The organism is Pseudomonas sp. NFACC16-2, assembly GCF_900119205.1.
GTDB classification, from domain to species: Bacteria; Pseudomonadota; Gammaproteobacteria; order Pseudomonadales; family Pseudomonadaceae; genus Aquipseudomonas; species Aquipseudomonas fluorescens_Q.
In genome coordinates, this window is the sequence record NZ_FPIX01000050.1 from 1 (window position 1) to 23,426 (window position 23,426).

A 23,426-nucleotide genomic window follows, 5' to 3' on the forward strand; every position below is an offset into this window, starting at 1 on the left:
AGGTAGCCCCACATCGCTACGCAACCGGCGGTGGCGATCAGGTTGGCCGGCCAGGATTCGGTGCGCTTGAGCGACGGCACGAACGAGCCGAGCAAGTCCTGCAGCATGAACCGCCCGGCACGGGTGCCGGCGTCCACGGCGGTGAGGATGAACAGCGCTTCGAACAGGATCGCGAAGTGGTACCAGAACGCCATGGTGTTCTCACCCGGCAGCACCGAGTGCAGGATCTGCGCGATACCGACCGCCAGGGTCGGCGCACCGCCGGCGCGGGCCAGCACGGTGGTCTCGCCGATGTCCTTGGCCACCGCTTGCAGGGCCTCGGGGGTGATGGCAAAGCCCCAACTGCTGACGGTCTGGGCCACGGCCACCACGTCACCGCCGACGATCGCCGCCGGGCTGTTCATGGCGAAGTACACGCCTGGCTCGATCACCGACGCGGCGACCATGGCCATGATCGCCACAAAGGACTCCATCAGCATGCCGCCGTAACCGATGTAGCGGGCGTTGGTTTCGTTATCCAGCAACTTGGGCGTGGTGCCCGAGGAGATCAGCGCGTGGAAACCCGAGACCGCGCCGCAGGCGATGGTGATGAACAGGAACGGGAACAGACCGCCCTTCCACACAGGTCCCGTGCCGTCGGTGAACTGGGTCAGCGCCGGCATTTTCAACTCGGGCATGGTGACCAGGATGCCGATCGCCAGAGCGACGATGGTGCCGATCTTGAGAAAGGTCGACAGGTAGTCCCGCGGCGCCAGGATGAGCCACACCGGCAGCACCGCCGCGACGAAACCGTAGCCGATCAGCATCCAGGTGATCTGGATTCCGGTGAAGGAAAAGGCCTTGGCCCAGACCGGATCGGCAGCGATCTGCCCGCCCAGCCAGATCGAGCCCAGCAGCAACAGCACGCCAATCACCGAGATTTCACCGATGCGACCCGGGCGGATGTAGCGCATGTAGAGGCCCATGAACATCGCGATCGGGATGGTCGCCATCACCGTGAAGATGCCCCACGGGCTCTCGGCCAGGGCCTTGACCACGATCAGCGCCAGCACCGCGAGGATGATGATCATGATCAGGAAGCAGCCGAACAGCGCGATGGTGCCGGGGATGCGGCCCATTTCCTCGCGCACCATGTCGCCCAGGGAACGACCGTTGCGGCGGGTGGACAGGAACAGGACCATGAAGTCCTGCACCGCACCGGCCAGCACCACGCCGGCGATCAGCCAGAGCGTGCCGGGCAGGTAGCCCATCTGCGCCGCCAGCACCGGCCCGACCAGCGGCCCCGCACCGGCAATGGCCGCGAAGTGGTGGCCGAAGAGAATGTGCTTGTTGGTCGGGACGTAGTCCAGGCCATCGTTGTTGAGCACGGCGGGGGTGGCCCGGCGCGCATCGAGTTGCATCACGTTGTTGGCGATGAAGAGGCTGTAGTAGCGGTAGGCGACCAGGTAAATGGCCACCGCGGCGACGACGATCCAGAGGGCGTTGATCGCCTCGCCTCGACGCAATGCCACGACGCCCAGGGCGCACGCTCCTACGACGGCCAGCAGTAGCCAGGGTAGATGGCGCAGCAGGCTATTATTGTTTTTCATTTTTATATTCCAGCCAGGGTGACAAGAAAGACAGCTATTGGAGTTTAGCGCTAACCCGGGCAAAGGCCATACCCGACATTCGTCTGTCGGCGGCCGAACGGTGACGATGCCCCGTCAGTTGGGTCTATAGTCAGTGAATCTCCAGAGGGAATGCGTAATGAGCGAACGTCGCCGCTTCGTACGAGTTGACTTCAATGCCAGGACCGAGCTGAGCCAGGGCCCGTTCATCTGGCCGGTAGAGTTGCTGGATCTGTCCCTCAAGGGGTTGCTGATCAAGAAACCCGAACCCTGGCTTGGCAATATCGAGCGATCCTTCATGGCCGATATTCATTTGAGCCCTGATGCTGAGATCAAAATGGAAGTTCGTTTGGCCCATGATGACCATGGTCACCTGGGCTTCGCCTGCGAGCACATTGACCTGGACTCCATCGCACACCTACGCCGGCTGGTAGCGCTGAACGTGGGCGACCAGGACGAGTTGGAGCGGGAGTTGGCGGCGTTGATCCATATCTGAGCAGCCCTGCTCCAGCCTCCAGTATTCGATCGTTCCCACGCTCTGCGTGGGAATGCCGCCAGGGACGCTCCGCGTTCCGATTCTGGAGTGTGACGCAGAGCGTCACGGGATGCATTCCCACGCAGCGTGGGAACGATCGGTACCTGACACACCGAGTTGTTAGGTTTTAGGGCTGCTGCGCAGCCCAGCGGGGATAAATCCACTCGCCACAGATAAGTCCATTCTCACAAAGGGCCTTGTACAGCCTTTAGGGTTATTCGAACAACGCATCCAACGCCTGTTCCAGGCGCGTCACGGCAATGATCTGCAACCCCGGTGGGGCTTCCTTCGGCGCATTGCCCTTGGGCACGATGGCGCGCTTGAAGCCGTGCTTGGCCGCTTCCTTGAGTCGCTCCTGGCCACTGGGCACCGGCCGTACTTCGCCCGACAACCCCACTTCACCGAACACCAGCAGATCATGGGGCAGCGGCCGGTTGCGCAGACTGGACATGACCGCCGCCATCAGCGCCAGGTCGGACGCGGTCTCCAGCACCTTGACCCCACCGACCACGTTGAGAAAAACGTCCTGGTCGTGAGTCGGAATCCCACCGTGTCGATGCAGGACGGCCAACAGCATCGCGAGCCGATTCTGGTCCAGGCCCAAGGTGACCCGGCGCGGGTTCGCCAGGTGGCTGTCGTCCACCAGCGCTTGCACTTCGACCAGCATCGGCCGGGTGCCTTCCCACGTTGCCATGACCACGCTACCAGGGACTTCTTCCTGGGCACGCGTCAGAAAGATCGCCGAAGGGTTCGAGACTTCTTTAAGGCCCCGGTCGGTCATGCCGAACACACCCAGTTCGTTGACAGCGCCAAAGCGGTTCTTCACCGCTCGCAGCAAACGCAGGCGTCCGTCGGATTCGCCTTCGAAATACAACACGGTATCGACCATGTGCTCCAGCACACGCGGCCCCGCCAGCGCGCCTTCCTTGGTGACATGGCCCACCAGGAAAATCGCCGTGCCGCTCTGCTTGGCGTAGCGCACCAGCAACGCCGCGCTTTCGCGCACCTGGGACACGCCGCCCGGGGCCGATTGCAGCTGTTCGGTGAAAATGGTCTGGATCGAGTCGATCACCATCACCTTGGGTTTTTCCAGGCGCGCCGTGGCGATGATGGTCTCGATGCAGGTCTCGGTCATGACCCGCAACTGGTCCTGGGGCAAGCCCAGGCGCCGGGCACGCATGGCAACCTGCTGCTGGGATTCTTCGCCAGTGACGTACAGCGCCGGCATGCGGGTGGCGAGGTTGCACAAGGTTTGCAACAAGATGGTGGACTTGCCGATGCCCGGATCGCCGCCGATCAGCACCACCGAACCGTCTACCAGGCCGCCGCCGAGCACGCGGTCCAGTTCACCGGATGCGGTGGAGAAACGCGGGATTTCCTCAACGCTGACTTCGGCCAGGGTCTTGATCTGCGCCTGCTGACCGGCCCAGCCCGTGCGACCGGTAGGTGCCGCCGCACCGCCGCTTTCCACCATGGTTTCGGTCAGGGTGTTCCAGGCCCCGCATTCGCTGCACTGGCCAGCCCATTTGGGAAAGGTCGAGCCACACTCGGTGCAGCCGTACATGCGCTTTGCCTTGGCCATCTGAACTCCCGGATAAAAACCGCGATGATAGCCCAGGCAATGGCTAGCGCGGGGCCGGCATTCTGATTTCCCCCTTCGCCAGACCCACTGGGGTATTGCCCAACGGGTCCTGGGCCTGCAGATCCGCACCCTTGGCCTTCAAGGCATCGAGCAATTCATCACGCTTGAACAGACCAGCGTACATCGCCGCGGTCTGCCCGGCACCGTTGCGTTGGTCCGGGCTGCAATCGGTGGACAGCAAACGACGCGCAATCTGCACTTCACCCTTGAAAATCGCCCCCATCAGCGCCGTATTACCGCGTTTGTCCTGGGCACAGGCATCGGCGCCAGCGGCCAGCAGCCGCTCCACCGCCGGGCCGTGGCCGTGATAAGCCGCCAAGATCAGCGCGGTGTAGCCCTTTTCATCCTGGGTATTGAGCGAATAACCGGCCTCGATAAAAGTCTCGAGCATCGGCACATCGCCGCGGCGAGCGGCGTCGAAGTAATAGTTTTGCAACTGTTCTTGTACGGCGGCCGGTTCGGTGGGTATTGGCTGATCGGCCAGTACGCTCATTGAGCAGGTCGCAAGCATCGACAAAAAGAATTTACCCATCATGACGTCTCCCCATGACTCAAGACTGTGGGAGCGAGCTTGCTCGCGATGCAGACGCTGCGGTGCACAGCCAGACCGAGTCGCCTGAATCGCGAGCAAGCTCGCTCCCACAGGTAGATCAGTCAGTCAGTTTTTCCGCCAGGGCCTTGACCCGGGCCAAGTCACCTTTAGCGACACGGGCCACGCCAGTGCCGTACTCAGGGTCAGCCTTGTAGAGGAACGACAGGATGATGTGCTTGCTCTCGTCATCGGTGGTCGCCAAAGAGCCGCCGAAGCTGTCAATCAAGTCATCACGCTCTTTCTTACTGAACGAACGATACAAATCACCGGCCTGCTTGAAGTTCTGCTCACGCTGGATCTTCGCCTGCTGGGTGCTGCCGCTCAGCGCGGCCTGGCTGTAGCGCGCCGCTTGCGGTTCTTCACGCGGCGTCAGGCGGCTCGGCTGATAATTCACTCCGGTGCTGGTGCTGCCTGGGTTCATCGCGCCGTCCTGGTTACCGTTGTTCACCGCCACCTTGGGGGCGTTGATCGGCAGTTGCAGGGCATTGGCACCCAGGCGATACATCTGCGTGTCAGCGTAGGAAAATACTCGTCCCTGGAGCAAACGATCCTCGGAAGGTTCGATACCCGGTACAAGATTGGCCGGCGCCATGGCCACCTGCTCGGTTTCCTGGAAGACATTCGCCGGATTGCGGTTCAAGACCATTTGCCCGACTTTGCGTTCAGGCACACCCGGCCAGATCTTGGTCGCGTCCAGTGGGTCGAAGTCAAACTTGGCAAGGTCCTGTGGATTGAGCACCTGGACGTACAAGTCCCACTTCGGGAAGTCGCCCTTATTAATATGATTCACCAGATCATTTGTCATATGGCTGTAATCTTGACCCTGAACTTTCACAACTTCTTTCGGATCGAGATTTTTCAGGCCCTGCAAACTTTTCCAATGAAACTTCACGTAGTGAACTTCACCCTTGGCGTTAACCAGTTTGTAGGCATGTACACCGTTACCGTCCATCTCGCGGTAACTGGCCGGTGTCCCGGAGTTGGAATACAACTCGGTCAGGGTGCGGGTCGATTCTGGAACATGGGAGAAGAAATCGAAGCGGCGTGAATCATCGTCCAGGTTGGTCCGAGGGTCGGGTTTGAAGGCGTGGACCATGTCCGGAAACTTGATGGCATCGCGGATGAAGAAGGTCGGGAAGTTGTTACCCACCAAGTCCCAATTACCGTCGGCGGTGTAGAACTTCGTGGCGAAACCACGGGGGTCGCGCAGGGTTTCCGGCGAATGATTGCCGTGCACCACGGCAGAAAAACGCACGAACACTGGCGTGACCTGGCCTGCGGCAAAGACCTTGGCCTTGGTCAGATCGCTGAGATCGTCGGAAACCGTGAAGGTACCGTGGGCGCCGGTCCCGCGGGCATGCACCACGCGCTCGGGGATGCGCTCACGGTCAAAGCGCTGGAGCTTCTGGATCAACTGCACGTCTTGCAGCAAGGTCGGGCCGTTGGGGCCTGCCGTTTGCGAGTTCTGGTTGTCGCCGACAGCCGCACCGTTGTCCCGGGTCAGGGTGGCCGCGTTGACAGACAAGGACAAAAGGCTCGCGGTCAGCACAAAAAAAGCGCGGCGATGGGAATAAGCCCCGTGGCCAAGGGAAGTGTTCATAGGCGTGTTCCTCTGATGTTATAGAGCGCATCCATGTGCGCCATCCAGAGGCTAGTGCTCGAAAAAGGAAAACCTAAATAGAAATGCCGTACCGCGTCGATAGAAAAAACGTTGTGGGGTGCCAGGCTGAAACCGCGTATCACGCGCGATTGATGGCACTTTGAAAACTTTTCCCCCAGGACCAGGTCGATAATTGAAGCTTTGTAAGCAGGCGTTTCGAGCAGGACTCGTTGGGCTGATTTACACTGCCAGTCATCTTTCATTTGTTACAAGGAATAGCTCATGGGCGTGCTAAGCGAGTTCAAGGCCTTCGCGGTCAAAGGCAATGTCGTCGACATGGCCGTCGGGATCATCATCGGTGCCGCTTTCGGCAAAATCGTTTCGTCATTCGTTGGCGACGTGGTCATGCCTCCCATCGGCCTGCTGATTGGTGGAGTGGATTTCAGTGACCTGGCCATCACCCTCAAGGCCGCCCAGGGTGATGCGCCTGCCGTGGTACTGGCCTACGGTAAATTCATCCAGAGCACCATCGACTTCATCATCGTGGCGTTCGCCATTTTCATGGGCGTCAAGGCGATCAACCGCCTCAAGCGCGAAGAAGCCGTAGCCCCCAGCGCGCCTCCTGTCCCGACCAAGGAAGAACTGCTGCTGAGTGAGATTCGCGATCTGCTCAAGGCCCAGAACGAGCGGCCCTGAGGCAGTCAGTCACTGACAGACTACCAGTAGTTTTCCACCGCCACCTGGCCCGGCCGACGGGTCAGGCTCAGTTGCAGCCCCCTGGCCTTGAGCAACTTGCGCGTGTCATCAATCATCTGCGGATTGCCGCACAGCATCACTCGCGAATGCTCCGGCGCCAGCGCTGCGCCGGCCGCCCGCTCCAGCTCGCCATTTTCGATCAGCGTGGTGATCCGCCCGTTGAGCGCCCCCGGATGCTGCTCACGGGTGACGGTCGCAATGAAACGAAACTTGTGAGCGTACTCGGCCAGGTAGTCGCGCTGGGGCAGTTCCTTGATCAGCGCCTGATACGCCAGCTCCTGCGCCTCGCGCACGCTGTACACCAGGATGATCCGCTCGAATTTTTCCCAGGCCTCGAAATCCTGGAGGATAGAAAGAAACGGCGCCACACCCGTCCCGGTGGACAGCAACCACAAATCCCGACCATCGACAAAGCGATCCAGCGTCAGGTAGCCGAAAGCCTGGCGATCCACCAACAGTTCGTCACCCGGCTGCAGGCGGCTGAGCTCACTGGTGAATTCGCCATCGGGAACCACGATGGAAAAGAACTCGAGGAACTCGTCGAACGGCGAAGACACCATGGAATACGCCCGCCAGACGGTGGTTCCGTCCGCCTTGACGACCCCCAGCCGGGCAAACTGACCCGCCCGAAAGCGAAAGCCTCGATCCCGGGTCGTGCGCAAAGTAAACAAATGAGGCGTCAACGGCTGGACATCGAGCAGGGTTTGGCGGGTGAACTTCTCTGCGCTGTCGGTCATGAGCCACTCCAATGGGACAAGACTTGCAGTGTCCCGCAAAGTGAGCGTCTTCACCACCGATGACGAGTAGTGGCACTTTAGTCACAAACAGCGTCTGCCCAACAAAATCTTTTACTTAACTTATACAAAACTCACAAAACCGTAAAAAAACCAACTAAAAAGCTTAACCTCTTAAACATCTCAAAATGTAAACAAACTAAAAAAATTCACTACAAATTAAGAATAGTCCTACACTCAAATTTCGCATCATGGATTGGATCCGCATGGACGAATCAAACCCAGGAGAGAGCGATGGAAAAGTGGAAGGACTTGTTATTGAGGAAGGTATCCTACGAGAAGGACCTGCAGACGGCCTATCGTCTGGTCCTGAATTTCTTTAACAATCAGGGATTTGAATACTGCGCATTTGCAACCTATCTAGGAAGCCCCGACAAGCACACTAGCAAGCTGAACCTGAATAACTACCCTTATGGATGGGACAGACTTTATGAACAAAATGGCTATGCGTCGAACGATCCATTAGTAGCACATTGCAATCAATCACCGCTCCCCATCTTGTGGGATGAGACTGTTTTTGCTCAAGCCCCCCAATTATGGCGAGAACTTAATCGGCAGGGACTCAAGTACGGCTGGACCCAAGCCGTTCATGATGACCAAGGGGCACGTTGCAGCCTGTTCAGCCTGGCTCGGTCCCATTGCCCCATTGATATCGAGGAGCACTATGCAAATCTCGGCTACGCCATCTTCGCCAGTCAAAAGCTGCACGCACTCGCCAGCAAAAAATTGTCTGACGCCCAGGCAGTCCAGCCCAAATGCCACCTGTCACCCAGAGAGATCGAAGTGTTGAGGTGGTCTGCCGAAGGCAAGACTGCGTCGGAAGTAGGCAGGATTCTCTGTCTTTCCGAACGGACTGTGAACTTCCATGTATGCAGTTGCATGCGGAAGCTGAACGTCAGCAATAAAATTTCAGCGGTGGCAAAAGCAGCCCAAATCCATGTGATCTGAACAGTGGAGTGACACCACCCGGCTGAAAAACCCGCGAGTAATGTGCAACAAAAAAACGTACCATTTACGGTCCCACTTGAATGATGCCGCTTCTTGCACGCGACGCCGTTCATTCAGGCGGTCCCGCACAGACACCTACCTCCAGGCAGCGGGACATTCGTTGATTTCCAGAGTCCCCAGCCATGCCCCTGCTCGACAGCCCCTTCGCCCAACTCGACCTGATCCGCCAACCCGAACAGCAGAACGAACCACTGCAAGCCTTCGATGCGGCCGATGAATACCTGCTCGCGTACCTGGCCGAACAACAGCCAAGCGAGCAGACTCGGGTCCTGGTGCTCAATGATGGCTTCGGTGCCCTGGCGGCCAGCCTGGCCGGCAAGGTCGATGTCACCAGCAGCGGTGACTCCTTCCTCGCGTTGCAGGCACTGGAGAAAAACCTGGTGCGCAACGGTCGCCCCTTCGATGCGGTGCCGACGTTGCCCGCCAGCGAGCCACTGACTGGCCCATTCGATCGTGTCCTGGTCAAAGTACCAAAAACCCTGGCCCTGCTGGAGGAACAACTGATTCGCCTGCAAGGCCAACTGGCGCCAGGTGCCCAGGTGATCGCCGGGGCCATGATCAAGCACCTGCCCCGGGCCGCTGGCGATTTATTGGAGCGGTATATCGGCCCGGTGCAGGCCTCCCTGGCGGTAAAAAAAGCGCGGCTGTTGATTGCTATGCCACAACCCGGTTCTTCACAAGGCAGTGCGCCGACCGTATCGCCCTACCCCACGCGTTACTGGCTGGACGAGCCGAAGATCGAGCTGCTCAACCACGCCAATGTGTTCTGCCGCGAAGGCCTGGACATCGGCACCCGCGCGTTCCTGCCACATCTGCCGAAAAACCTCGGGACGGCCCGGGTCGCGGACTTGGGGTGCGGCAACGGTGTGCTGGCCATCGCCAGTGCCCTGCAAAACCCCGAAGCCCATTACACCCTGGTGGACGAGTCATACATGGCCGTGCAATCGGCCGCCGAGAATTGGCGTGCGGCCCTGGGCGAGCGTGAAGTGACCCTGCGGGCCGGTGATGGCCTGGCCGGACAAGAGGCGCAATCACTGGACGTGGTGCTGTGCAATCCACCCTTCCACCAGCAGCAAGTGGTGGGCGATTTCCTCGCCTGGCGGATGTTCCAGCAGGCTCGCGAAGCGCTGGTGGTGGGTGGCGCGCTGTACATCGTCGGCAACCGGCACCTGGGTTACCACAGCAAACTGGCGCGATTGTTCCGCGGTGTCGAGCAAGTGGCCGCCACGCCGAAGTTCGTGATCCTCAAAGCCCGCAAATAAATCGTCCCCTGCGCAAGCAAAGCTGGCTCGCGATGCAAGCACCTCGGCTCCCACAGGGCAATCAATGAGTGGTCAGGCCCGCGACATTCATGAACATCCGCATCAGGCTGGCGACGATGAACAGCGCCAGCACACTGCCGGCCCAGATCAGCGCCAGCCAACCGAGCCGCTGCCAGAGTGGCTTGCGCTCGGCGGCCTCGATGTCTTTCAAGTCAGGTTTGCCCATGCTCGACGTCCTCAATGGTAACCGTCGTCATGGGTCACCTTGCCGCGGAACACGTAGTAACTCCAGAAGGTGTACACCAGGATCAACGGAATGATGAACAGTGTGCCTACCAACATGAAACCCTGACTCTGGGGCGGTGACGAGGCGTCCCAGATCGAGATGGACGGCGGCACGATGTTCGGCCACAGACTGATGCCCAAGCCGCTGTAGCCGAGGAAGATCAGCACCAGGGTCAGGATGAAGGGCGTGTAGTTGGCGTTGCGTGCCACGGCGCGGAACAATCCGTACATGGTCACCAACACCAGGATCGGCACCGGCAGGAACCAGAACAGGTTCGGCAGGGTGAACCAGCGGGCCGCGATGTCCGCATGGGCCAGCGGCGTCCAGATGCTGACGATGCCGATCACCGCCAGCACCACGAACGCCAGCGGCCGGGCCAGGTCATGCATCTGCTCTTGCAATTTGCCCTCGGTCTTCATGATCAGCCAGGTGCAGCCGAGCAGCGCATAGGCGGCGATCAACGCCAGGCCGCAGAACATCGTGAATGGCGTGAACCAGCCCAAGGAGCCGCCGGCGAACTGGCGATTGACCACCTCGAATCCGTCGATGAACGCCCCCAGCGCCACACCCTGGAAGAAGGTGGCCGTCAGCGAGCCACCAATGAATGCCTTATCCCAGAGGTGACGCTTCTCAGCCTTGGCCTTGAAGCGGAATTCGAAGGCCACGCCGCGGAAGATCAGGCCGATGAGCATCAGGATCAACGGCAGGTACAGCGCCGAAAGCACCACCGAGTAGGCCAGCGGAAACGCTCCGAACAACCCGGCACCGCCCAGCACCAGCCAGGTTTCGTTACCGTCCCAGACCGGTGCCACGGTGTTCATCATCACGTCGCGGTCGCGCTCGCCCTTGACGAAGGGGAAAAGAATGCCAATCCCCAGGTCGAAGCCGTCCATGATCACGTACATCATGATGCCGAAGATGATGACCACGGCCCAGATCAGCGGAAGATCAATACCCATGATTCAATTCCCCTTGTTCGAGCGTTCGTTATGGTCCATGTCGTCGCCGTCATCGGCGGCCGACAATGGCCGGGCCGGCGTACGTTTCTGACCCGGGCCACCGTCGCTCGGCTCGGTTTCGTGGGCCTCCGGCCCCTTGCGCACCAGACGCATCATGTAGCTCAGGCCGGCGCCGAACAGCGCGAAATACACCACGACGAACAGCACCAGGGTGATGCTCATCTGAGCGAAGCTGTGGCCGGACGAAGCATCGGCCGTGCGCATCAAGCCATAGACCACCCACGGCTGGCGGCCGATCTCCGTGGTAAACCAGCCGGCCAGGATCGCGACCAGTCCGGACGGCCCCATCCACAGCACCATGTAGAGAAACGGCCGGGATTGATAGATCCGATCGTTGCGGCGCAGCCACAGGCTGCACAACCCAGTGAAAATCATCAGCAAGCCGAGGCCTACCATGACCCGGAACGACCAGAACACGATGGTCGAGTTCGGTCGGTCCTCAGGCGGGAATTCCTTGAGGGCCGGCACCTGCTTGTCCAGGCTGTGGGTCAGGATCAGGCTGCCCAGGTAAGGAATTTCCACGGCGTATTTAGTTTTTTCCGCCTTCATGTCTGGCAGCCCGAACAGGATCAGCGGGGTCGGTTCATTGCCGACGTTTTCCCAATGGCCTTCGATGGCGGCGATTTTCGCCGGTTGATGCTTGAGGGTGTTCAGGCCATGGAAGTCGCCGATGACCGCCTGTATCGGCGCCACCAGCAAGGCCATCCACATCGCCATCGACAGCATCCGGCGGATGGCCGGGTTGTCACGCCCGCGCAGCAAATGCCAGGCCGCCGACGAGCCGACGAAGAACGCCGTGGCGACAAACGCCGCGGTGGACATGTGCAGCAATCGATAAGGAAACGAGGGGTTGAACACCACCGCCAGCCAGTCCACCGGGATCACCCGGCCGTCGATGATTTCGTAGCCCTGGGGGGTCTGCATCCAACTGTTGGAGGACAGGATCCAGAAGGTCGAGATCAGGGTGCCGATCGCCACCATGATCGTGGAAAAGAAATGCAGGCCACGGCCGACGCGGTTCCAGCCAAACAACATCACGCCCAGGAAACCCGCTTCAAGGAAGAACGCCGTGAGCACCTCGTAGGTCAGCAAGGGGCCGGTCACCGCACCGGCGAAGTCCGAAAAGCGGCTCCAGTTGGTCCCGAATTGATAGGCCATGACCAACCCGGAGACCACCCCCATGCCGAAGTTGACGGCAAAGATTTTCGACCAGAAGTGGTACAGGTCGCGGTAGGTGTCATCGCGGGTCTTGAGCCACAGCCCCTCGAGCACCGCCAGGTAACTCGCCAGGCCGATGGTGATGGCCGGGAACAGGATGTGGAACGAGATCGTGAACGCGAACTGGATTCGGGCGAGATCGAGCGCCTCCAAACCGAACATAAGTCTTCCTCTGTCAGGTAAAACCGGCTGCGGGCGGGGCTTGCACCAGCCTCCAGGGATATGGAGTGCGATGCTTTTCAAATCGTTCTTTTTTTAAAACCGTCACAACGCAGGACGCTGGCCGGATGGCCGCCAGCCCAACACCCCGAAAGGCATTGATCTGGATCAAGCAATGATCAAAGAGTAGCCGCATTCTCGTCGATGAACGGCGTGGTCGTTTGTCGCGTGACAGGTTGTCTCAGTGCGGAGTGCAGAAGCTGCCGCTGGTGGAAATCCTTTGTGGCGAGGGGATTTATCCCCGTCGAGTGCACAGCATTCGCCAATTTCATCGTCGGCGAAAATCTTGGGGGCCGCTTCGCGACCCAGCGGGGATAAATCCCCTCGCCACAAGTCCCCTTGCCCCAGAAATCGTGCATTGCTCCGGATCGATGTTTGGCTAACTATTTTTTTCGCCCGACGTAATTTCCAGTTACAGCTCGGCGATAATCGCATGGCCTTCCTCACCGGACCCGTCCTAGATGCCCAGCCAAGCGCCGCTGCTGCTCCGTCACCATCGTCCCTTCATCGCCTTCTGGCTGGCCCGGATATTCACCGCCAGCGGCTTCCAGATGCTCACCGTGGCCATCGGCTGGAATCTCTATCAACTGACCGGCAACGTCCTGGACCTTGGCCTGGTGGGGTTGGTGGAATTTGCCCCGCGCGTGCTGTTCATGCTCCACACCGGGCATGTGGCCGACCGCTATGACCGCCGCAAAGTGGCGGCCATCTGCCAGACATTGCAGGCGATGATTGCCTTGGCGCTGGTGATCGGCAGCGCCACTGACAACGTCACGCGGGAGATGATCTTCATCCTCGCCTTCCTGCTGGGCGCCGCCCGCTCCTTCGAAATGCCCACCACCCAGGCGCTGCTGCCGAGCATCGTGCCGGCTGCGCTGTTTCCCCGTGCCGTGGCCGCCGCGCAATCGGCCCAGCAGTCGGCCACCATCGTCGCCCCGGCGCTCGGCGGCTTGCTCTATGCCTTTGGCAGTGTCTGGGTCTATGGGCCGACGGTGCTGCTCTACCTCATCGCCTGTTGCCTGATGCTCAACCTGCCGGCCCGGCAGACGCCACTGAACAAAGGCAAGGCGACGCTGGATTCGTTGCTGGCCGGGATTCGCTTCATTCGCAGCCGCCCGGACATTCTCGGGGCGATCTCCCTGGACCTGTTCGCGGTGTTGCTTGGCGGCGCGACGGCGTTGCTGCCGGTGTTTGCCAAGGACATCCTGCTCACCGGCCCCTGGGGCCTGGGTTTGTTGCGGTCGGCACCGGCGGTCGGGGCCTTGCTGATGTCGCTGTGGCTGGCGCGGTTTGCCGTGGAACGCAAAGTCGGCCGGGTTATGTTCACGGCGGTAGGCGTGTTTGGCGTCGCCACCATTGCTTTCGGCCTCTCCACCTCGTTCTGGTTTTCCCTGGCGGTGCTGGTGGTGCTGGGCGCGGCGGACATGATCAGCATGGTGATCCGCGCCTCCTTCGTACAACTGGAAACACCGGATGAAATGCGCGGCCGGGTCAGCGCGGTGAACGGGCTGTTCATCGGCGCCTCGAACCAGTTGGGCGAGTTCGAATCCGGCCTCACCGCCCACTGGTTCGGCACGGTGCCGGCGGTGGTCATGGGCGGCGTCGGTACGCTGCTGGTGACCGGGACCTGGATCAAGCTGTTCCCGACCCTGGCCAACCGTGACCGGATGCACGAACTCGTGGATGAAGCAAAAACCTAGAGCAACTTGTCGAGGGTGATGGGAAAGTCCCGCACCCGCTTGCCGGTGGCGTGGTAAATCGCATTGGCCACCGCCGCGGCCACCCCGACGACGCCGATTTCGCCGACGCCCTTGGACCCGAGCGCATTGACGATATCGTCATGCTCCTCGACGAAAATCACCTCAATGTCGCCGATGTCGGCGTTAACCGGCAGGTGATACTCGGCCAGGTTGTGGTTCATGTGGCGACCCAGGGCGTGGTCGGTCAAGGTTTCTTCGTGCAAGGCCATGCCGACGCCCCACACCACGCCACCGAGAATCTGGCTGCGGGCGGTTTTCGGGTTGATGACCCGGCCGGCGGCGATGGCGCTGACCACACGATTGACCTTCACCGCCCCCAGGTCTTCGTCCACCAGCACCTCGACGAACACCGCCGAATGAGTGGCCGTGGCGTAGGCCTGGCGTTTTGCATCCGGCTCGGCAGTGACCTGGGCTTGCAACGGCGTCTCGCCGCTTTTCTGCGCCAGCTCCGCGAGCGCAACGCTCGCTTCGCCGAGCCGCAGCTGACCATCGACAAACGTCACTTGCTCAAGGGTCGCGCCACTGAAGGCCGGACACGCCTGGCGAGCCACGGCCAGGAGCTTTTCCTTCAGCGCTTCACAAGCCTGCTGCACGGCGGTGCCCACCGACGATACAGTGAACGAGCCGCCCTGCAGCGGCGCGGTGGGCAACGACGAATCCCCCAGGACAAACGTGACGTCCTCAAGGGAAACGCCTGACGCCTCGGCAGCGATCTGGGTCATGACCGTGTAGGTCCCGGTGCCGATGTCAGTGGTGGCGCTACTGACAGTCAGCTTGCCATGGGTATCCAGCGACGCCTGGGCGCTGGCCTTCTGCTGCATGGCTTCCCACACACCACCGGCCATGCCCCAACCCACCAGTTGCCGGCCTTCACGCATGCTGCGCGGTTCCGGGTTGCGCTTGTCCCAGCCGAAACGACGGGCACCTTGGGCATAGCACTCACGCAGTTCCTTGCTGGAATACGGCTTGCCTTCGTTCTCGTTGCGTTCGGCATAGTTGATCAAGCGCAGTTGGATCGGATCGATCGCCAAGGCACAGGCCAGCTCATCCATGGCGCACTCCAGGCCAATCAAGCCGAGGGCGGCACCGGGGGCGCGCATGTCCAGGGGGGTGTAGACGTCCAGCGGCACCAGTTTGTAAGTCAGCTCGACGTTGTCGCAGTGATAGAGCATGCCGCTCCACTCCACCACATGCTCGGTGAAGTCCTCGAAGCGCGAGGTCTGGCCGATAGCGCTGTGCGCCACAGCCAGCAAGCGACCGTTGGCCGCCGCCCCCAGTTGCACGCGCTGGAGGGTTCGCGGCCGATAGCCAAAGGTGAACATCTGCTGGCGCGTCAGGCTGACCCGCACCGAGCGCTTGAGGGCCAGTGCCGCCATCACGGCCAACGGCAATTGATATTGCGGGCGCAGCCCGGAACCGAAGGCGCCGCCGACAAACGCGGCAAACACCCGCACCTGTTCTTGCTCCAGGCCGAAGACCTTTTGCACATAGGCTTGGCCGTTCTGCGTGCCTTGGGTCTTGTCGTGGATGTGCAGGGTGCCGTCAGGCTGATACAACACGGTGGAGGCATGTGGCTCCATGGGGTTGTGGTGTTCGACCGGCGTGCTGTAGGACACATCCACGCTGAGCGCGGAGCTGGCGTACTCGCCCTGAAAATTCCCACGAGGCTTGGGCAGTTCGGCCGGTGCCGGATGGGCGTCATATTGCAGGGTAATCAGATCGGTCTGATGCGCCTCGGCGTCGTATTCGATTTCAACCAGCGAACCGGCATACCGGGCCAGCTCAAGGTTTTCCGCCACCACCAGAGCCAGCGGCTGGCCGCTGTAAAGCACGTGGTCGTTGTACAACGGCCGGAACGGCGAGCCGTCCGCCGCATCGGCATCCTGGTAGGGCTCGTCGTAGCTGGCAATCCTCGGCCGGTTGGTGTGGTCGATGACCGCGACCACTCCGGGCAGTGCCTGGGCGCGGGACGCATCGATGCGCGCTACGCGACCACGGGCGACCGTACCGGAAACGACGCTGCCGTGCAGCAAGCCGTCCTCGGGGTATTCAGCGGCGTAACGGGCCTGGCCCGTCACCTTGAGCAGGCCGTCGACCCGGTCGAGGGGTTGCCCTATGGATTTGCTCGCAGCGTTCATCAGGCGTGTCCTCCCTGGGGTGCGCAACCCAATGCGGCGTCACTCAAGGCACGAACAATCGCCCGGCGCGCCAGTCTGACTTTGAAGCCGTTGTGCTCCAGCGGCTCGGCGTTTTGCAGCAGCGCGTCGGCAGCGGCGGTAAAGGTTTCGCGGCTGACGGCCTGCCCGGTCAGCCAGCTCTCCACGGCCCGGTCGCGCCACGGTTTGTGCGCCACGCCACCGAGGGCCAGGCGCGCCTGGCGAATCACCGGCCCATCCAGTTCCAGCGCCGCCGCCACCGAGACCAGCGCAAAGGCGTAGGAGGCGCGGTCACGGATCTTCAAGTAGTGGCTATGCTCGGCAAAACCGGCGGCAGGCAATTCGACAGCGGTGATCAGCTCATCGTCGGCCAGTTGGTTATCCCGCTCCGGAGCATCGCCGGGCAGGCGGTGGAAGTCGGCGAACTCGATGGTCCGCGCCCCGCCCCGACCCAGGACATGGACCACTGCCTCCAGAGCGGCCAAGGCCACGCACATGTCGGAGGGATGGGTGGCGACACATTGATCGCTGGCACCGAAAATCGCGTGGATCCGGTTCAAACCGTTCCGGGCCGGGCAACCGCTGCCGGGCCGGCGTTTGTTGCACGGTACGCTCGCGTCATAGAAGTAGTAGCAACGGGTGCGTTGCAGCAGGTTGCCGCCAGTGCTGGCCATGTTGCGCAGTTGCGGCGAGGCGCCCGCCAGGATGGCCTGGGCCAGCAGCGGATAGCGGCGCTCGATCCACGGATGCCAGGCCAGGTCGGCATTGCTCACCAGCGCACCGATCATCACCCCGCCGGAAGGGGTTTCACTGAGGTCCGCCAGGGGCAACCCGGTGATGTCGATCAGGTGCTCGGGACGGGTGATGTTTTCCTTCATCAGGTCCAGCAGGTTGGTGCCGCCGGCGATGAAGCGGGAAACCGGGCTCGACAGATCGACGGCGGCCTGCACGGTGTCGGGCTTGCTGTATTGGAAGGGATTCATTGATCACCTCCCTGCTGGCAAAGCGGCAGAGCTTCTTCGATGGCATCGCGAATGTTGGTGTAGGCGCCGCAGCGGCACAGGTTGCCGCTCATCAACTCGCTGATCTGCCCACGGGTCTGTGCCCGCCCCTCATTGGCCAAGCCCACCGCCGAACAGATCTGCCCTGGCGTGCAATAACCGCACTGGAACGCGTCGTGCTTGATGAAAGCCTGCTGCATAGGGTGCAACTGGTCGTCGCTGGCCAGGCCTTCGACAGTGATCAGTTCGGCGCCGTCACACATGACGGCCAGCGTAAGACAGGCGTTGATCCGCTTGCCGTCGCGCAGCACCGTGCAGGCACCGCATTGGCCGTGGTCGCAGCCTTTCTTGCTGCCCACCAAGTCCAGTTGCTCACGTAGCAGGTCCAGTAACGTGGTCCAGGCCAGCACTTGCAACTCTCGCACCTGGCCATTGAGGGTCAGACGGATCGGATGACGGACGAAGGACGCCTGCGTCGCTTCGGACAGGGTCGCGCTCATGGAACACCTCACGGTTAGTCGTACTCGCGGCGTTTTGGAAAACCGCCGTCATAAGGGGTACGACTTCAGGGTAGGGGTGAGCGTTCAAGGCAAATGCGCAATGAAAGAATGCCAGCGTCTGCTTCGCAGCCGAGCGGGAGCAAGCTCCCTCGCCACAGGCCAATGTGGATCAAGAGTGTCAGGCCAGCAACTCTGCCGCCACCACGCTCCTCACACCCTTGCCACAGAGTTGTTCCACCAACGTCAAGGCAAATGCCAGGGCGGCGGCCGAACCCTGGGCCGTGATGCAGTTGCCGTCCACCACCACGGGTTGATCGACGAAGCTGCAACCAGACAGTTGCTGGCTCACCGCCGGCAGGCAGGTCATGCGCCGCTGGCGCAGGACGCCAAAGGCCTGTAGCGCCAGGGCCGGGGCTTCGGCAATGGCGGCGAACAAGCGTCCGGTGGCGGCCTGGTCCTTGACCAGTTGTTGCAGCGGTTGATGGTTTGCCAGGTGTTGGGCACCGATGATGCCGCCGGGCAGGACGATCAGGTCGAAATCCTGCACAAGCATGTCCACCAACATGCCGTCGGCGGTCAGGCGCGTGCCGCGGGCACAGGTGAGCATCCGCCGCCCCTCGATGCTTGCCACCACCACTTCGATCTGGGCTCGACGCAGCACGTCGATCAGGGTGACTGTCTGCAGGTCATCGACACCTTCGGCGACCGTAATCAGGGCTCGAGGCAGCTTGGTTCCAGGCGTCATGGGCGCGCTCTCCGATGGGGTGATTCCTGAAGCCTAGTCAGGTTTGCCGGGCCGCGTTCAGCTTGTCATGCCGACAGGTCATTTAATGTACAGCTGGGCCGACATCCGATTGCCCGGTGCATTGATCGAGATGTTGCTGAAATTGAAGGTGCCTTCCTGCTTGCCCTTCAGATCGAAGATGTACAAATAGCCGACGATTTTGGTCTTGGCCGAACAATCGTTGAGATTGCCATTGCTGTACGCACACACCGGCGAGCGAGTGCCATCGACCTCGAAACCGTCCAGCGTGACATTGGGCTGCCGACCGTAGCCGACCTCCAGCACGTAGACCTTGATATTCGGCCCGCTGTGATCGCAACGGGTCTGCGCCTGCCCTGGCGCGATATCTTCGAAGCCACAGGCCGGCGATTCGACCTTGAGCACCTTGACCTCGCTCAAAGGCGGCGCCGACGCGGCATTGACGGCCGCCCCGCACAACCACAGGCCTAGCGCGCAGCCCACGGCCGCCATCGGTTTTTTATTCATGCGATACATAGAGACCTCCCGGAACCGCGCGCAGTATGGCCCACTTGGCACGTTGGCAAAACATCGACGACGATCGCAGCCACAACGCTACGCTGCTGGTATGATGCGCGGCTTTTTCCGACCCGCAGAAAATTCCCGGGCGCCCCTGGCGACCTGTGCTTTGCTGTTGAGGTCGATACATTCACGGCGCCGGGCGCGCCACGGGGAGCAGACATGCTGGAAAGGCTGTTTCAACTCAAGGCACATAACACCAACGTGCGGACCGAGATCCTGGCGGGCGTCACGACCTTCCTGGCCATGGCCTACATTCTGTTCGTCAACCCGAGCATCCTCGGTGAAACCGGCATGGACAAGGGCGCGGTGTTCGTCGCCACCTGCCTGGCAGCGGCCATTGGCTCCACGGTCATGGGCCTGATCGCCAACTACCCGATCGCCCTCGCACCGGGCATGGGCCTGAATGCCTTCTTTACCTACACCGTGGTCCTGCACATGGGCCACACCTGGCAAGTGGCGCTGGGCGCAGTGTTCATCTCCGCCGTGCTGTTCTTCCTGCTCTCGATCTTTCGCATCCGCGAATGGATCATCAACAGCATCCCGCTGCCGCTGCGCTCGGCCATTGCCGCCGGCATCGGCCTGTTCCTGGCGCTGATCGCCCTGAACAACGCCGGCATCGTGGTGAAAAACCCGGCGACCATGGTCGGCCTCGGCGACTTGAAACAACCGGCGCCGATCCTTGCTACCCTCGGCTTTGTCCTGATCGTCGCCCTCGAAGCGTTGAAAGTACGCGGCGCGGTGCTGATCGGCATCCTGGCGGTCACCATCGTTTCGATCCTGATGGGATTCACACCGTTCGGCGGCGTGATCTCCATGCCACCGTCCCTGGCCCCGACCTTCCTGCAACTGGACATCAAGGGCGCCCTGGACATCGGCCTGGTGAGCGTGATCTTCGCCTTCCTGTTCGTCGACCTGTTCGACAACTCCGGCACCCTGATCGGCGTCGCCAAGCGCGCCGGGCTGATGGGCAAGGACGGCCACATGCCGAAGATGGGCCGTGCGCTGATCGCCGACAGCACCGCCGCCATGGCCGGTTCGCTGCTGGGCACCTCCACCACCACCAGCTACATCGAATCGGCAGCGGGCGTCAGCGCTGGCGGCCGCACCGGCCTGACCGCCGTCATCGTGGCGATCCTGTTCCTGCTGGCACTGTTCTTCTCGCCACTGGCCGCCAGCGTCCCGGCCTTCGCCACCGCGCCGGCCTTGCTGTTCGTCGCCGTGCTGATGACTTCGGGCCTGGCGGAAATCGATTGGGACGACATCACCGTGGCCGCGCCAGTGGTGGTGACCGCCCTGGCAATGCCGTTCACCTATTCCATCGCCAACGGCATCGCTTTCGGTTTCATCGCCTGGACCGCCATCAAACTGGTGTCTGGCCGTGGCCGTGAGCTGAACCCGGCGCTGGTCATCCTGTCGATCCTGTTCGTGATCAAGTTGGGTTGGTTCAACGCATGACTTTTGATTCCCACGCCTACGCCGCTCAGCTCCAGGACAAGGTCACCCGCTTGCGTGACCTGTTGGCGCCGTTCGATGCACCAGAACCTGCGGTGTTCGATTCGCCGCTGGAGCACTTCCGCCTGCGCGCCGAATTCCGTCTCTGGCGCGAGGCCGGCGAGCGGCACTACGCAATGTTCTCCCAGGACGACAAGCGCACGCCGATCCTCATCGAGCAATTCCCCATTGCCAGCCTGCGCATCAACCAGTTGATGCCGCAACTCAAGGCCGCCTGGCAGGCCAGCGCGCCCCTGAGCCACAAGCTGTTCCAAGTGGAGTTCCTGACCACCCTGGCGGGGGACGCGATGATCACCCTGTGTTATCACCGCCCGCTGGACGAGCACTGGCACACCGCCGCCTCGAAGCTGGCGGACGACCTGGGCGTGAGCATCATTGGCCGCTCCAAGGGCAAGCGCGAAGTGATCGGCCATGACTACGTGGTGGAGAAACTCGAAGTGGGCGGTCGTACCTTCAGCTATCGCCAGCCCGAAGGCGCCTTCACCCAGCCCAATGGCACGGTGAACCAGAAGATGCTCAACTGGGCTTATGACGCGCTGGGCGATCGCAGCGACGATCTGCTGGAGTTGTACTGCGGCAACGGCAACTTCACCCTGCCCCTGGCCACCCGCGTGCGCAAAGTGCTGGCCACCGAGATCAGCAAGACCTCGGTGAACGCCGCGCTGAGCAACCTCAGCGAAAACGCGGTGGATAACGTCACGCTGGTGCGCCTGTCCGCCGAAGAGCTGACCGAAGCCCTGAACGAAGTCAGGCCGTTCCGTCGCTTGCATGGCATCGATCTGAAAAGCTACGAATTCGGCAGCGTCTTCGTCGACCCGCCTCGCGCCGGCATGGACCCGGACACCTGCGAGCTGACCCGGCGTTTTGACAACATCCTGTACATCTCCTGCAATCCCGAAACCCTCGCAGCCAACATCGCGCAACTGCACGACACTCACCGCATTACGCGTTGCGCGTTGTTCGATCAATTCCCTTGGACCCATCACATGGAGTCCGGGGTGTTGTTGACTCGGCGGTAAGTCCTTCCTTTTGAGGTGAAGAATTACCCTGTGGCGAGGGGATTTATCCCCGCTGGGCTGCGAAGCAGCCCCCAAACTCTTCAGTCCTGCAAAAGCTTGCGAGCGTGCGCACTCGAGCGGGGATAAATCCCCTCGCCACAATGCCCCCCTTTAACTTCGGCAAGCCCCCTTGTTCGATCATCGAACACTTAATGGCCAATGACGCCGGCTTTATTTGACCAAATTAACCATCTAGTACAATTTATCTCCACCGGCTGGAACCTGGCCGACACCAACAATAAAAATGTGGAGAAATTGCGATGCCTCCGATCGTTCTGGTGCTCAACGGCCCGAACCTCAACCTGCTCGGCACCCGTGAGCCGGCTACCTACGGCCATGAAACCCTGGCGGATATCTCGGCGCTGTGCGGTCGCACCGCTGACGAACTCGGCCTGGCGGTGGAGTTTCGCCAGACCAACCAGGAAAGCGAACTGATCGACTGGATTCACGGCGCCCGCAGCCGCTGCGCCGGTATCGTCATCAACCCGGCGGCCTGGACCCACACCTCGGTGGCCATCCGTGACGCCCTGGTCGCCAGTGAAGTCCCGGCGATCGAAGTGCACCTGTCCAACGTCCATGCCCGGGAAACGTTTCGCCATCACTCCTTTGTCTCCTCCATCGCCATCGGCGTGATGTGCGGGTTTGGCAGCCATGGTTATCGCCTGGCCCTTGAACATTTCAGTCAGCGGTTGAAGGGTTGATGAGCATGTCGAATATCACTGTGCTGGCCGGCCTGATCGGCGCGGGCATCCAGGCCTCTCGCACGCCGGTACTCCATGAGCATGAGGGTGATGCCCAAGGCATGCGTTACCTCTATCGGCTGATAGACCTGGATGCACTGAAACTCGACAGCAATGCCTTGCCCGAGCTGCTGAGCGCTGCCGAGCGCATGAGCTTCACCGGTCTGAACATCACCTTTCCCTGCAAGCAGGCAATCATCCCGCTGCTCGATGAGCTGTCGCCCGAGGCCCGGGGCATTGGCGCGGTGAATACCGTGGTGCTCAAGGATGGCAAGCGCATCGGTCACAACACCGACTGCCTGGGATTCGCCGAGGGTTTTCGCCGCGGCCTGGGTGATGTTGCGCGTCGGCGCGTGGTACAGATGGGCGCCGGAGGTGCTGGCGCAGCGGTTGCCCACGCGCTTTTGGCAGAAGGCGTACAGACGCTGAGCATTTTTGACGTCGAGGTCAGTCGTGCCGAGGCCTTGGCCAACAACCTGAACCAACACTTCGGCATTGGTCGCGCCCGGGCCGGGCATGACCTGTCCGCCGCCATGGCCGAGGCCGATGGCCTGGTGAACACCACGCCCATGGGCATGGCGAAACTACCGGGCATGCCGGTGCCGGTCGAGCTGTTGCACGGCCAATTGTGGGTGGCGGAAATCGTTTACTTTCCCTTGGAAACCGAACTGCTGCGTAACGCCCGTGCCCTAGGCTGCCGCACACTGGATGGCGGCAACATGGCGGTGTTCCAGGCGGTAAAAGCCTTCGAACTGTTCAGCGGCGTAGCGCCAGATGCGCAGCGGATGCTGGAACACTTCCAGAGCATGAACCACTGAAGCCCGGTGATTATCCCCT

At 61.3% G+C, this 23,426-nt stretch carries 22 protein-coding genes; 9 read left to right on the plus strand and 13 right to left on the minus strand.

The window, feature by feature from the left end:
• Window positions 1-1,589 (minus strand): carbon starvation CstA family protein (locus tag BT116_RS26490; protein ID WP_072348423.1); only part of this gene is annotated, 1,589 nt, incomplete at its 3' end.
• Window positions 1,590-1,746: 157 nt separating this feature from the next.
• Here BT116_RS26490 and BT116_RS26495 point away from each other — a divergent pair.
• Window positions 1,747-2,103, plus strand: a complete 357-nt coding sequence (locus tag BT116_RS26495; protein ID WP_072348425.1) for a PilZ domain-containing protein — start codon at window positions 1,747-1,749, stop codon at window positions 2,101-2,103.
• Window positions 2,104-2,356: 253 nt separating this feature from the next.
• On the opposite strand, the gene radA is transcribed toward BT116_RS26495, so the two are convergent.
• From radA to katB, 3 genes are all read right to left on the minus strand, one after another.
• Window positions 2,357-3,724 (minus strand): DNA repair protein RadA, encoded by a 1,368-nt coding sequence (radA, locus tag BT116_RS26500; RefSeq protein ID WP_003185644.1) that lies wholly within the window; start codon window positions 3,722-3,724, stop codon window positions 2,357-2,359.
• 43 nt (window positions 3,725-3,767) lie between these two features.
• Complete coding sequence (locus BT116_RS26505) at window positions 3,768-4,316, minus strand: ankyrin repeat domain-containing protein (RefSeq protein WP_072348484.1); 549 nt, start codon at window positions 4,314-4,316, stop codon at window positions 3,768-3,770.
• A gap of 118 nt (window positions 4,317-4,434) precedes the next feature.
• Window positions 4,435-5,976 carry a catalase KatB gene (katB, locus tag BT116_RS26510; RefSeq protein ID WP_072348427.1) on the minus strand — a complete coding sequence of 514 codons (1,542 nt, stop codon included), beginning with the start codon at window positions 5,974-5,976 and terminating at the stop codon, window positions 4,435-4,437.
• A 282-nt stretch (window positions 5,977-6,258) separates the two neighbouring features.
• On the opposite strand from katB, the gene mscL reads away from it, so the two are divergent.
• Window positions 6,259-6,672, plus strand: a complete 414-nt coding sequence (gene mscL / locus BT116_RS26515; RefSeq protein ID WP_003205779.1) for a large-conductance mechanosensitive channel protein MscL — start codon at window positions 6,259-6,261, stop codon at window positions 6,670-6,672.
• Between the two features lie 20 nt (window positions 6,673-6,692).
• Here mscL and BT116_RS26520 read toward each other — a convergent pair whose 3' ends face one another.
• Window positions 6,693-7,469: a ferredoxin--NADP reductase gene (locus BT116_RS26520; protein WP_063324282.1), complete on the minus strand. Its 777-nt coding sequence runs from the start codon at window positions 7,467-7,469 to the stop codon at window positions 6,693-6,695.
• A 291-nt stretch (window positions 7,470-7,760) separates the two neighbouring features.
• On the opposite strand from BT116_RS26520, the gene BT116_RS26525 reads away from it, so the two are divergent.
• Window positions 7,761-8,474 carry an autoinducer binding domain-containing protein gene (locus BT116_RS26525; RefSeq protein ID WP_072348429.1) on the plus strand — a complete coding sequence of 238 codons (714 nt, stop codon included), beginning with the start codon at window positions 7,761-7,763 and terminating at the stop codon, window positions 8,472-8,474.
• Between the two features lie 182 nt (window positions 8,475-8,656).
• The gene (locus tag BT116_RS26530) at window positions 8,657-9,796 is read left to right on the plus strand and encodes a methyltransferase (protein ID WP_072348431.1); all 1,140 of its coding nucleotides are present in this window, start codon (window positions 8,657-8,659) and stop codon (window positions 9,794-9,796) included.
• A 61-nt stretch (window positions 9,797-9,857) separates the two neighbouring features.
• On the opposite strand, the gene BT116_RS26535 is transcribed toward BT116_RS26530, so the two are convergent.
• The 3 genes from BT116_RS26535 to BT116_RS26545 are packed head-to-tail and all read right to left on the minus strand — an operon-like array spanning window position 9,858 to window position 12,481.
• Window positions 9,858-10,022: a DUF2474 domain-containing protein gene (locus BT116_RS26535; protein ID WP_072348433.1), complete on the minus strand. Its 165-nt coding sequence runs from the start codon at window positions 10,020-10,022 to the stop codon at window positions 9,858-9,860.
• Between the two features lie 11 nt (window positions 10,023-10,033).
• Window positions 10,034-11,041 (minus strand): cytochrome d ubiquinol oxidase subunit II, encoded by a 1,008-nt coding sequence (gene cydB, locus BT116_RS26540; protein WP_072348435.1) that lies wholly within the window; start codon window positions 11,039-11,041, stop codon window positions 10,034-10,036.
• 3 nt (window positions 11,042-11,044) lie between these two features.
• Window positions 11,045-12,481 (minus strand): cytochrome ubiquinol oxidase subunit I, encoded by a 1,437-nt coding sequence (locus BT116_RS26545; protein WP_072348437.1) that lies wholly within the window; start codon window positions 12,479-12,481, stop codon window positions 11,045-11,047.
• Between the two features lie 518 nt (window positions 12,482-12,999).
• Between BT116_RS26545 and BT116_RS26550 the strand changes: the two genes are divergently transcribed.
• Complete coding sequence (locus BT116_RS26550; RefSeq protein ID WP_072348439.1) at window positions 13,000-14,238, plus strand: MFS transporter; 1,239 nt, start codon at window positions 13,000-13,002, stop codon at window positions 14,236-14,238.
• On the opposite strand, the gene BT116_RS26555 is transcribed toward BT116_RS26550, so the two are convergent.
• The 5 genes from BT116_RS26555 to BT116_RS26575 form a co-directional block, all read right to left on the minus strand.
• Window positions 14,235-16,436: a xanthine dehydrogenase family protein molybdopterin-binding subunit gene (locus tag BT116_RS26555; RefSeq protein ID WP_072348441.1), complete on the minus strand. Its 2,202-nt coding sequence runs from the start codon at window positions 16,434-16,436 to the stop codon at window positions 14,235-14,237. The genes BT116_RS26550 and BT116_RS26555 overlap by 4 nt on opposite strands.
• Window positions 16,436-17,437: an FAD binding domain-containing protein gene (locus tag BT116_RS26560; RefSeq protein WP_072348443.1), complete on the minus strand. Its 1,002-nt coding sequence runs from the start codon at window positions 17,435-17,437 to the stop codon at window positions 16,436-16,438. The genes BT116_RS26555 and BT116_RS26560 overlap by 1 nt, the downstream gene beginning before the upstream one ends.
• A complete protein-coding gene (locus tag BT116_RS26565; protein ID WP_072348445.1) occupies window positions 17,434-17,955 on the minus strand; it encodes a (2Fe-2S)-binding protein in 522 nt (173 codons plus the stop codon). Before BT116_RS26565 ends, BT116_RS26560 begins: the two co-directional genes overlap by 4 nt.
• Window positions 17,956-18,133: 178 nt before the next feature.
• Complete coding sequence (locus BT116_RS26570; RefSeq protein WP_072348447.1) at window positions 18,134-18,700, minus strand: DJ-1 family glyoxalase III; 567 nt, start codon at window positions 18,698-18,700, stop codon at window positions 18,134-18,136.
• A 78-nt stretch (window positions 18,701-18,778) separates the two neighbouring features.
• The gene (locus tag BT116_RS26575) at window positions 18,779-19,210 is read right to left on the minus strand and encodes a DUF4879 domain-containing protein (RefSeq protein ID WP_371856185.1); all 432 of its coding nucleotides are present in this window, start codon (window positions 19,208-19,210) and stop codon (window positions 18,779-18,781) included.
• A 228-nt stretch (window positions 19,211-19,438) separates the two neighbouring features.
• Between BT116_RS26575 and BT116_RS26580 the strand changes: the two genes are divergently transcribed.
• The 4 genes from BT116_RS26580 to BT116_RS26595 all read left to right on the plus strand — a co-directional run bounded on the left by BT116_RS26580 (window position 19,439) and on the right by BT116_RS26595 (window position 23,407).
• Entirely contained in the window at window positions 19,439-20,734 is a 1,296-nt protein-coding gene (locus tag BT116_RS26580) for an NCS2 family permease (protein WP_072348451.1), read from the plus strand.
• A complete protein-coding gene (gene trmA / locus BT116_RS26585) occupies window positions 20,731-21,810 on the plus strand; it encodes a tRNA (uridine(54)-C5)-methyltransferase TrmA (RefSeq protein WP_072348453.1) in 1,080 nt (359 codons plus the stop codon). Before BT116_RS26580 ends, trmA begins: the two co-directional genes overlap by 4 nt.
• A 299-nt stretch (window positions 21,811-22,109) precedes the next feature.
• Window positions 22,110-22,550, plus strand: coding sequence for a type II 3-dehydroquinate dehydratase (gene aroQ, locus BT116_RS26590; RefSeq protein WP_072348456.1), 441 nt, complete (start codon window positions 22,110-22,112; stop codon window positions 22,548-22,550).
• 5 nt (window positions 22,551-22,555) lie between these two features.
• Window positions 22,556-23,407 carry a shikimate dehydrogenase gene (locus BT116_RS26595; protein WP_371856184.1) on the plus strand — a complete coding sequence of 284 codons (852 nt, stop codon included), beginning with the start codon at window positions 22,556-22,558 and terminating at the stop codon, window positions 23,405-23,407.
• Window positions 23,408-23,426: the final 19 nt, after the last annotated feature.

Coding starts and splice junctions, on each gene's coding strand:
- aroQ (WP_072348456.1), top strand. CDS start 22,110: ATGCCTCCGATCGTTCTGGTGCTCAACGGCCCGAACCTCAACCTGCTC.
- BT116_RS26565 (WP_072348445.1), bottom strand. CDS start 17,955: ATGAGCGCGACCCTGTCCGAAGCGACGCAGGCGTCCTTCGTCCGTCAT.
- BT116_RS26550 (WP_072348439.1), top strand. CDS start 13,000: ATGCCCAGCCAAGCGCCGCTGCTGCTCCGTCACCATCGTCCCTTCATC.
- BT116_RS26520 (WP_063324282.1), bottom strand. CDS start 7,469: ATGACCGACAGCGCAGAGAAGTTCACCCGCCAAACCCTGCTCGATGTC.
- BT116_RS26495 (WP_072348425.1), top strand. CDS start 1,747: ATGAGCGAACGTCGCCGCTTCGTACGAGTTGACTTCAATGCCAGGACC.
- BT116_RS26575 (WP_371856185.1), bottom strand. CDS start 19,210: ATGGCGGCCGTGGGCTGCGCGCTAGGCCTGTGGTTGTGCGGGGCGGCC.
- BT116_RS26505 (WP_072348484.1), bottom strand. CDS start 4,316: ATGGGTAAATTCTTTTTGTCGATGCTTGCGACCTGCTCAATGAGCGTA.
- BT116_RS26530 (WP_072348431.1), top strand. CDS start 8,657: ATGCCCCTGCTCGACAGCCCCTTCGCCCAACTCGACCTGATCCGCCAA.
- BT116_RS26595 (WP_371856184.1), top strand. CDS start 22,556: ATGTCGAATATCACTGTGCTGGCCGGCCTGATCGGCGCGGGCATCCAG.
- cydB (WP_072348435.1), bottom strand. CDS start 11,041: ATGGGTATTGATCTTCCGCTGATCTGGGCCGTGGTCATCATCTTCGGC.
- BT116_RS26560 (WP_072348443.1), bottom strand. CDS start 17,437: ATGAATCCCTTCCAATACAGCAAGCCCGACACCGTGCAGGCCGCCGTC.
- BT116_RS26525 (WP_072348429.1), top strand. CDS start 7,761: ATGGAAAAGTGGAAGGACTTGTTATTGAGGAAGGTATCCTACGAGAAG.
- BT116_RS26570 (WP_072348447.1), bottom strand. CDS start 18,700: ATGACGCCTGGAACCAAGCTGCCTCGAGCCCTGATTACGGTCGCCGAA.
- BT116_RS26545 (WP_072348437.1), bottom strand. CDS start 12,481: ATGTTCGGTTTGGAGGCGCTCGATCTCGCCCGAATCCAGTTCGCGTTC.
- katB (WP_072348427.1), bottom strand. CDS start 5,976: ATGAACACTTCCCTTGGCCACGGGGCTTATTCCCATCGCCGCGCTTTT.
- BT116_RS26580 (WP_072348451.1), top strand. CDS start 19,439: ATGCTGGAAAGGCTGTTTCAACTCAAGGCACATAACACCAACGTGCGG.
- trmA (WP_072348453.1), top strand. CDS start 20,731: ATGACTTTTGATTCCCACGCCTACGCCGCTCAGCTCCAGGACAAGGTC.
- BT116_RS26535 (WP_072348433.1), bottom strand. CDS start 10,022: ATGGGCAAACCTGACTTGAAAGACATCGAGGCCGCCGAGCGCAAGCCA.
- radA (WP_003185644.1), bottom strand. CDS start 3,724: ATGGCCAAGGCAAAGCGCATGTACGGCTGCACCGAGTGTGGCTCGACC.
- mscL (WP_003205779.1), top strand. CDS start 6,259: ATGGGCGTGCTAAGCGAGTTCAAGGCCTTCGCGGTCAAAGGCAATGTC.
- BT116_RS26555 (WP_072348441.1), bottom strand. CDS start 16,436: ATGAACGCTGCGAGCAAATCCATAGGGCAACCCCTCGACCGGGTCGAC.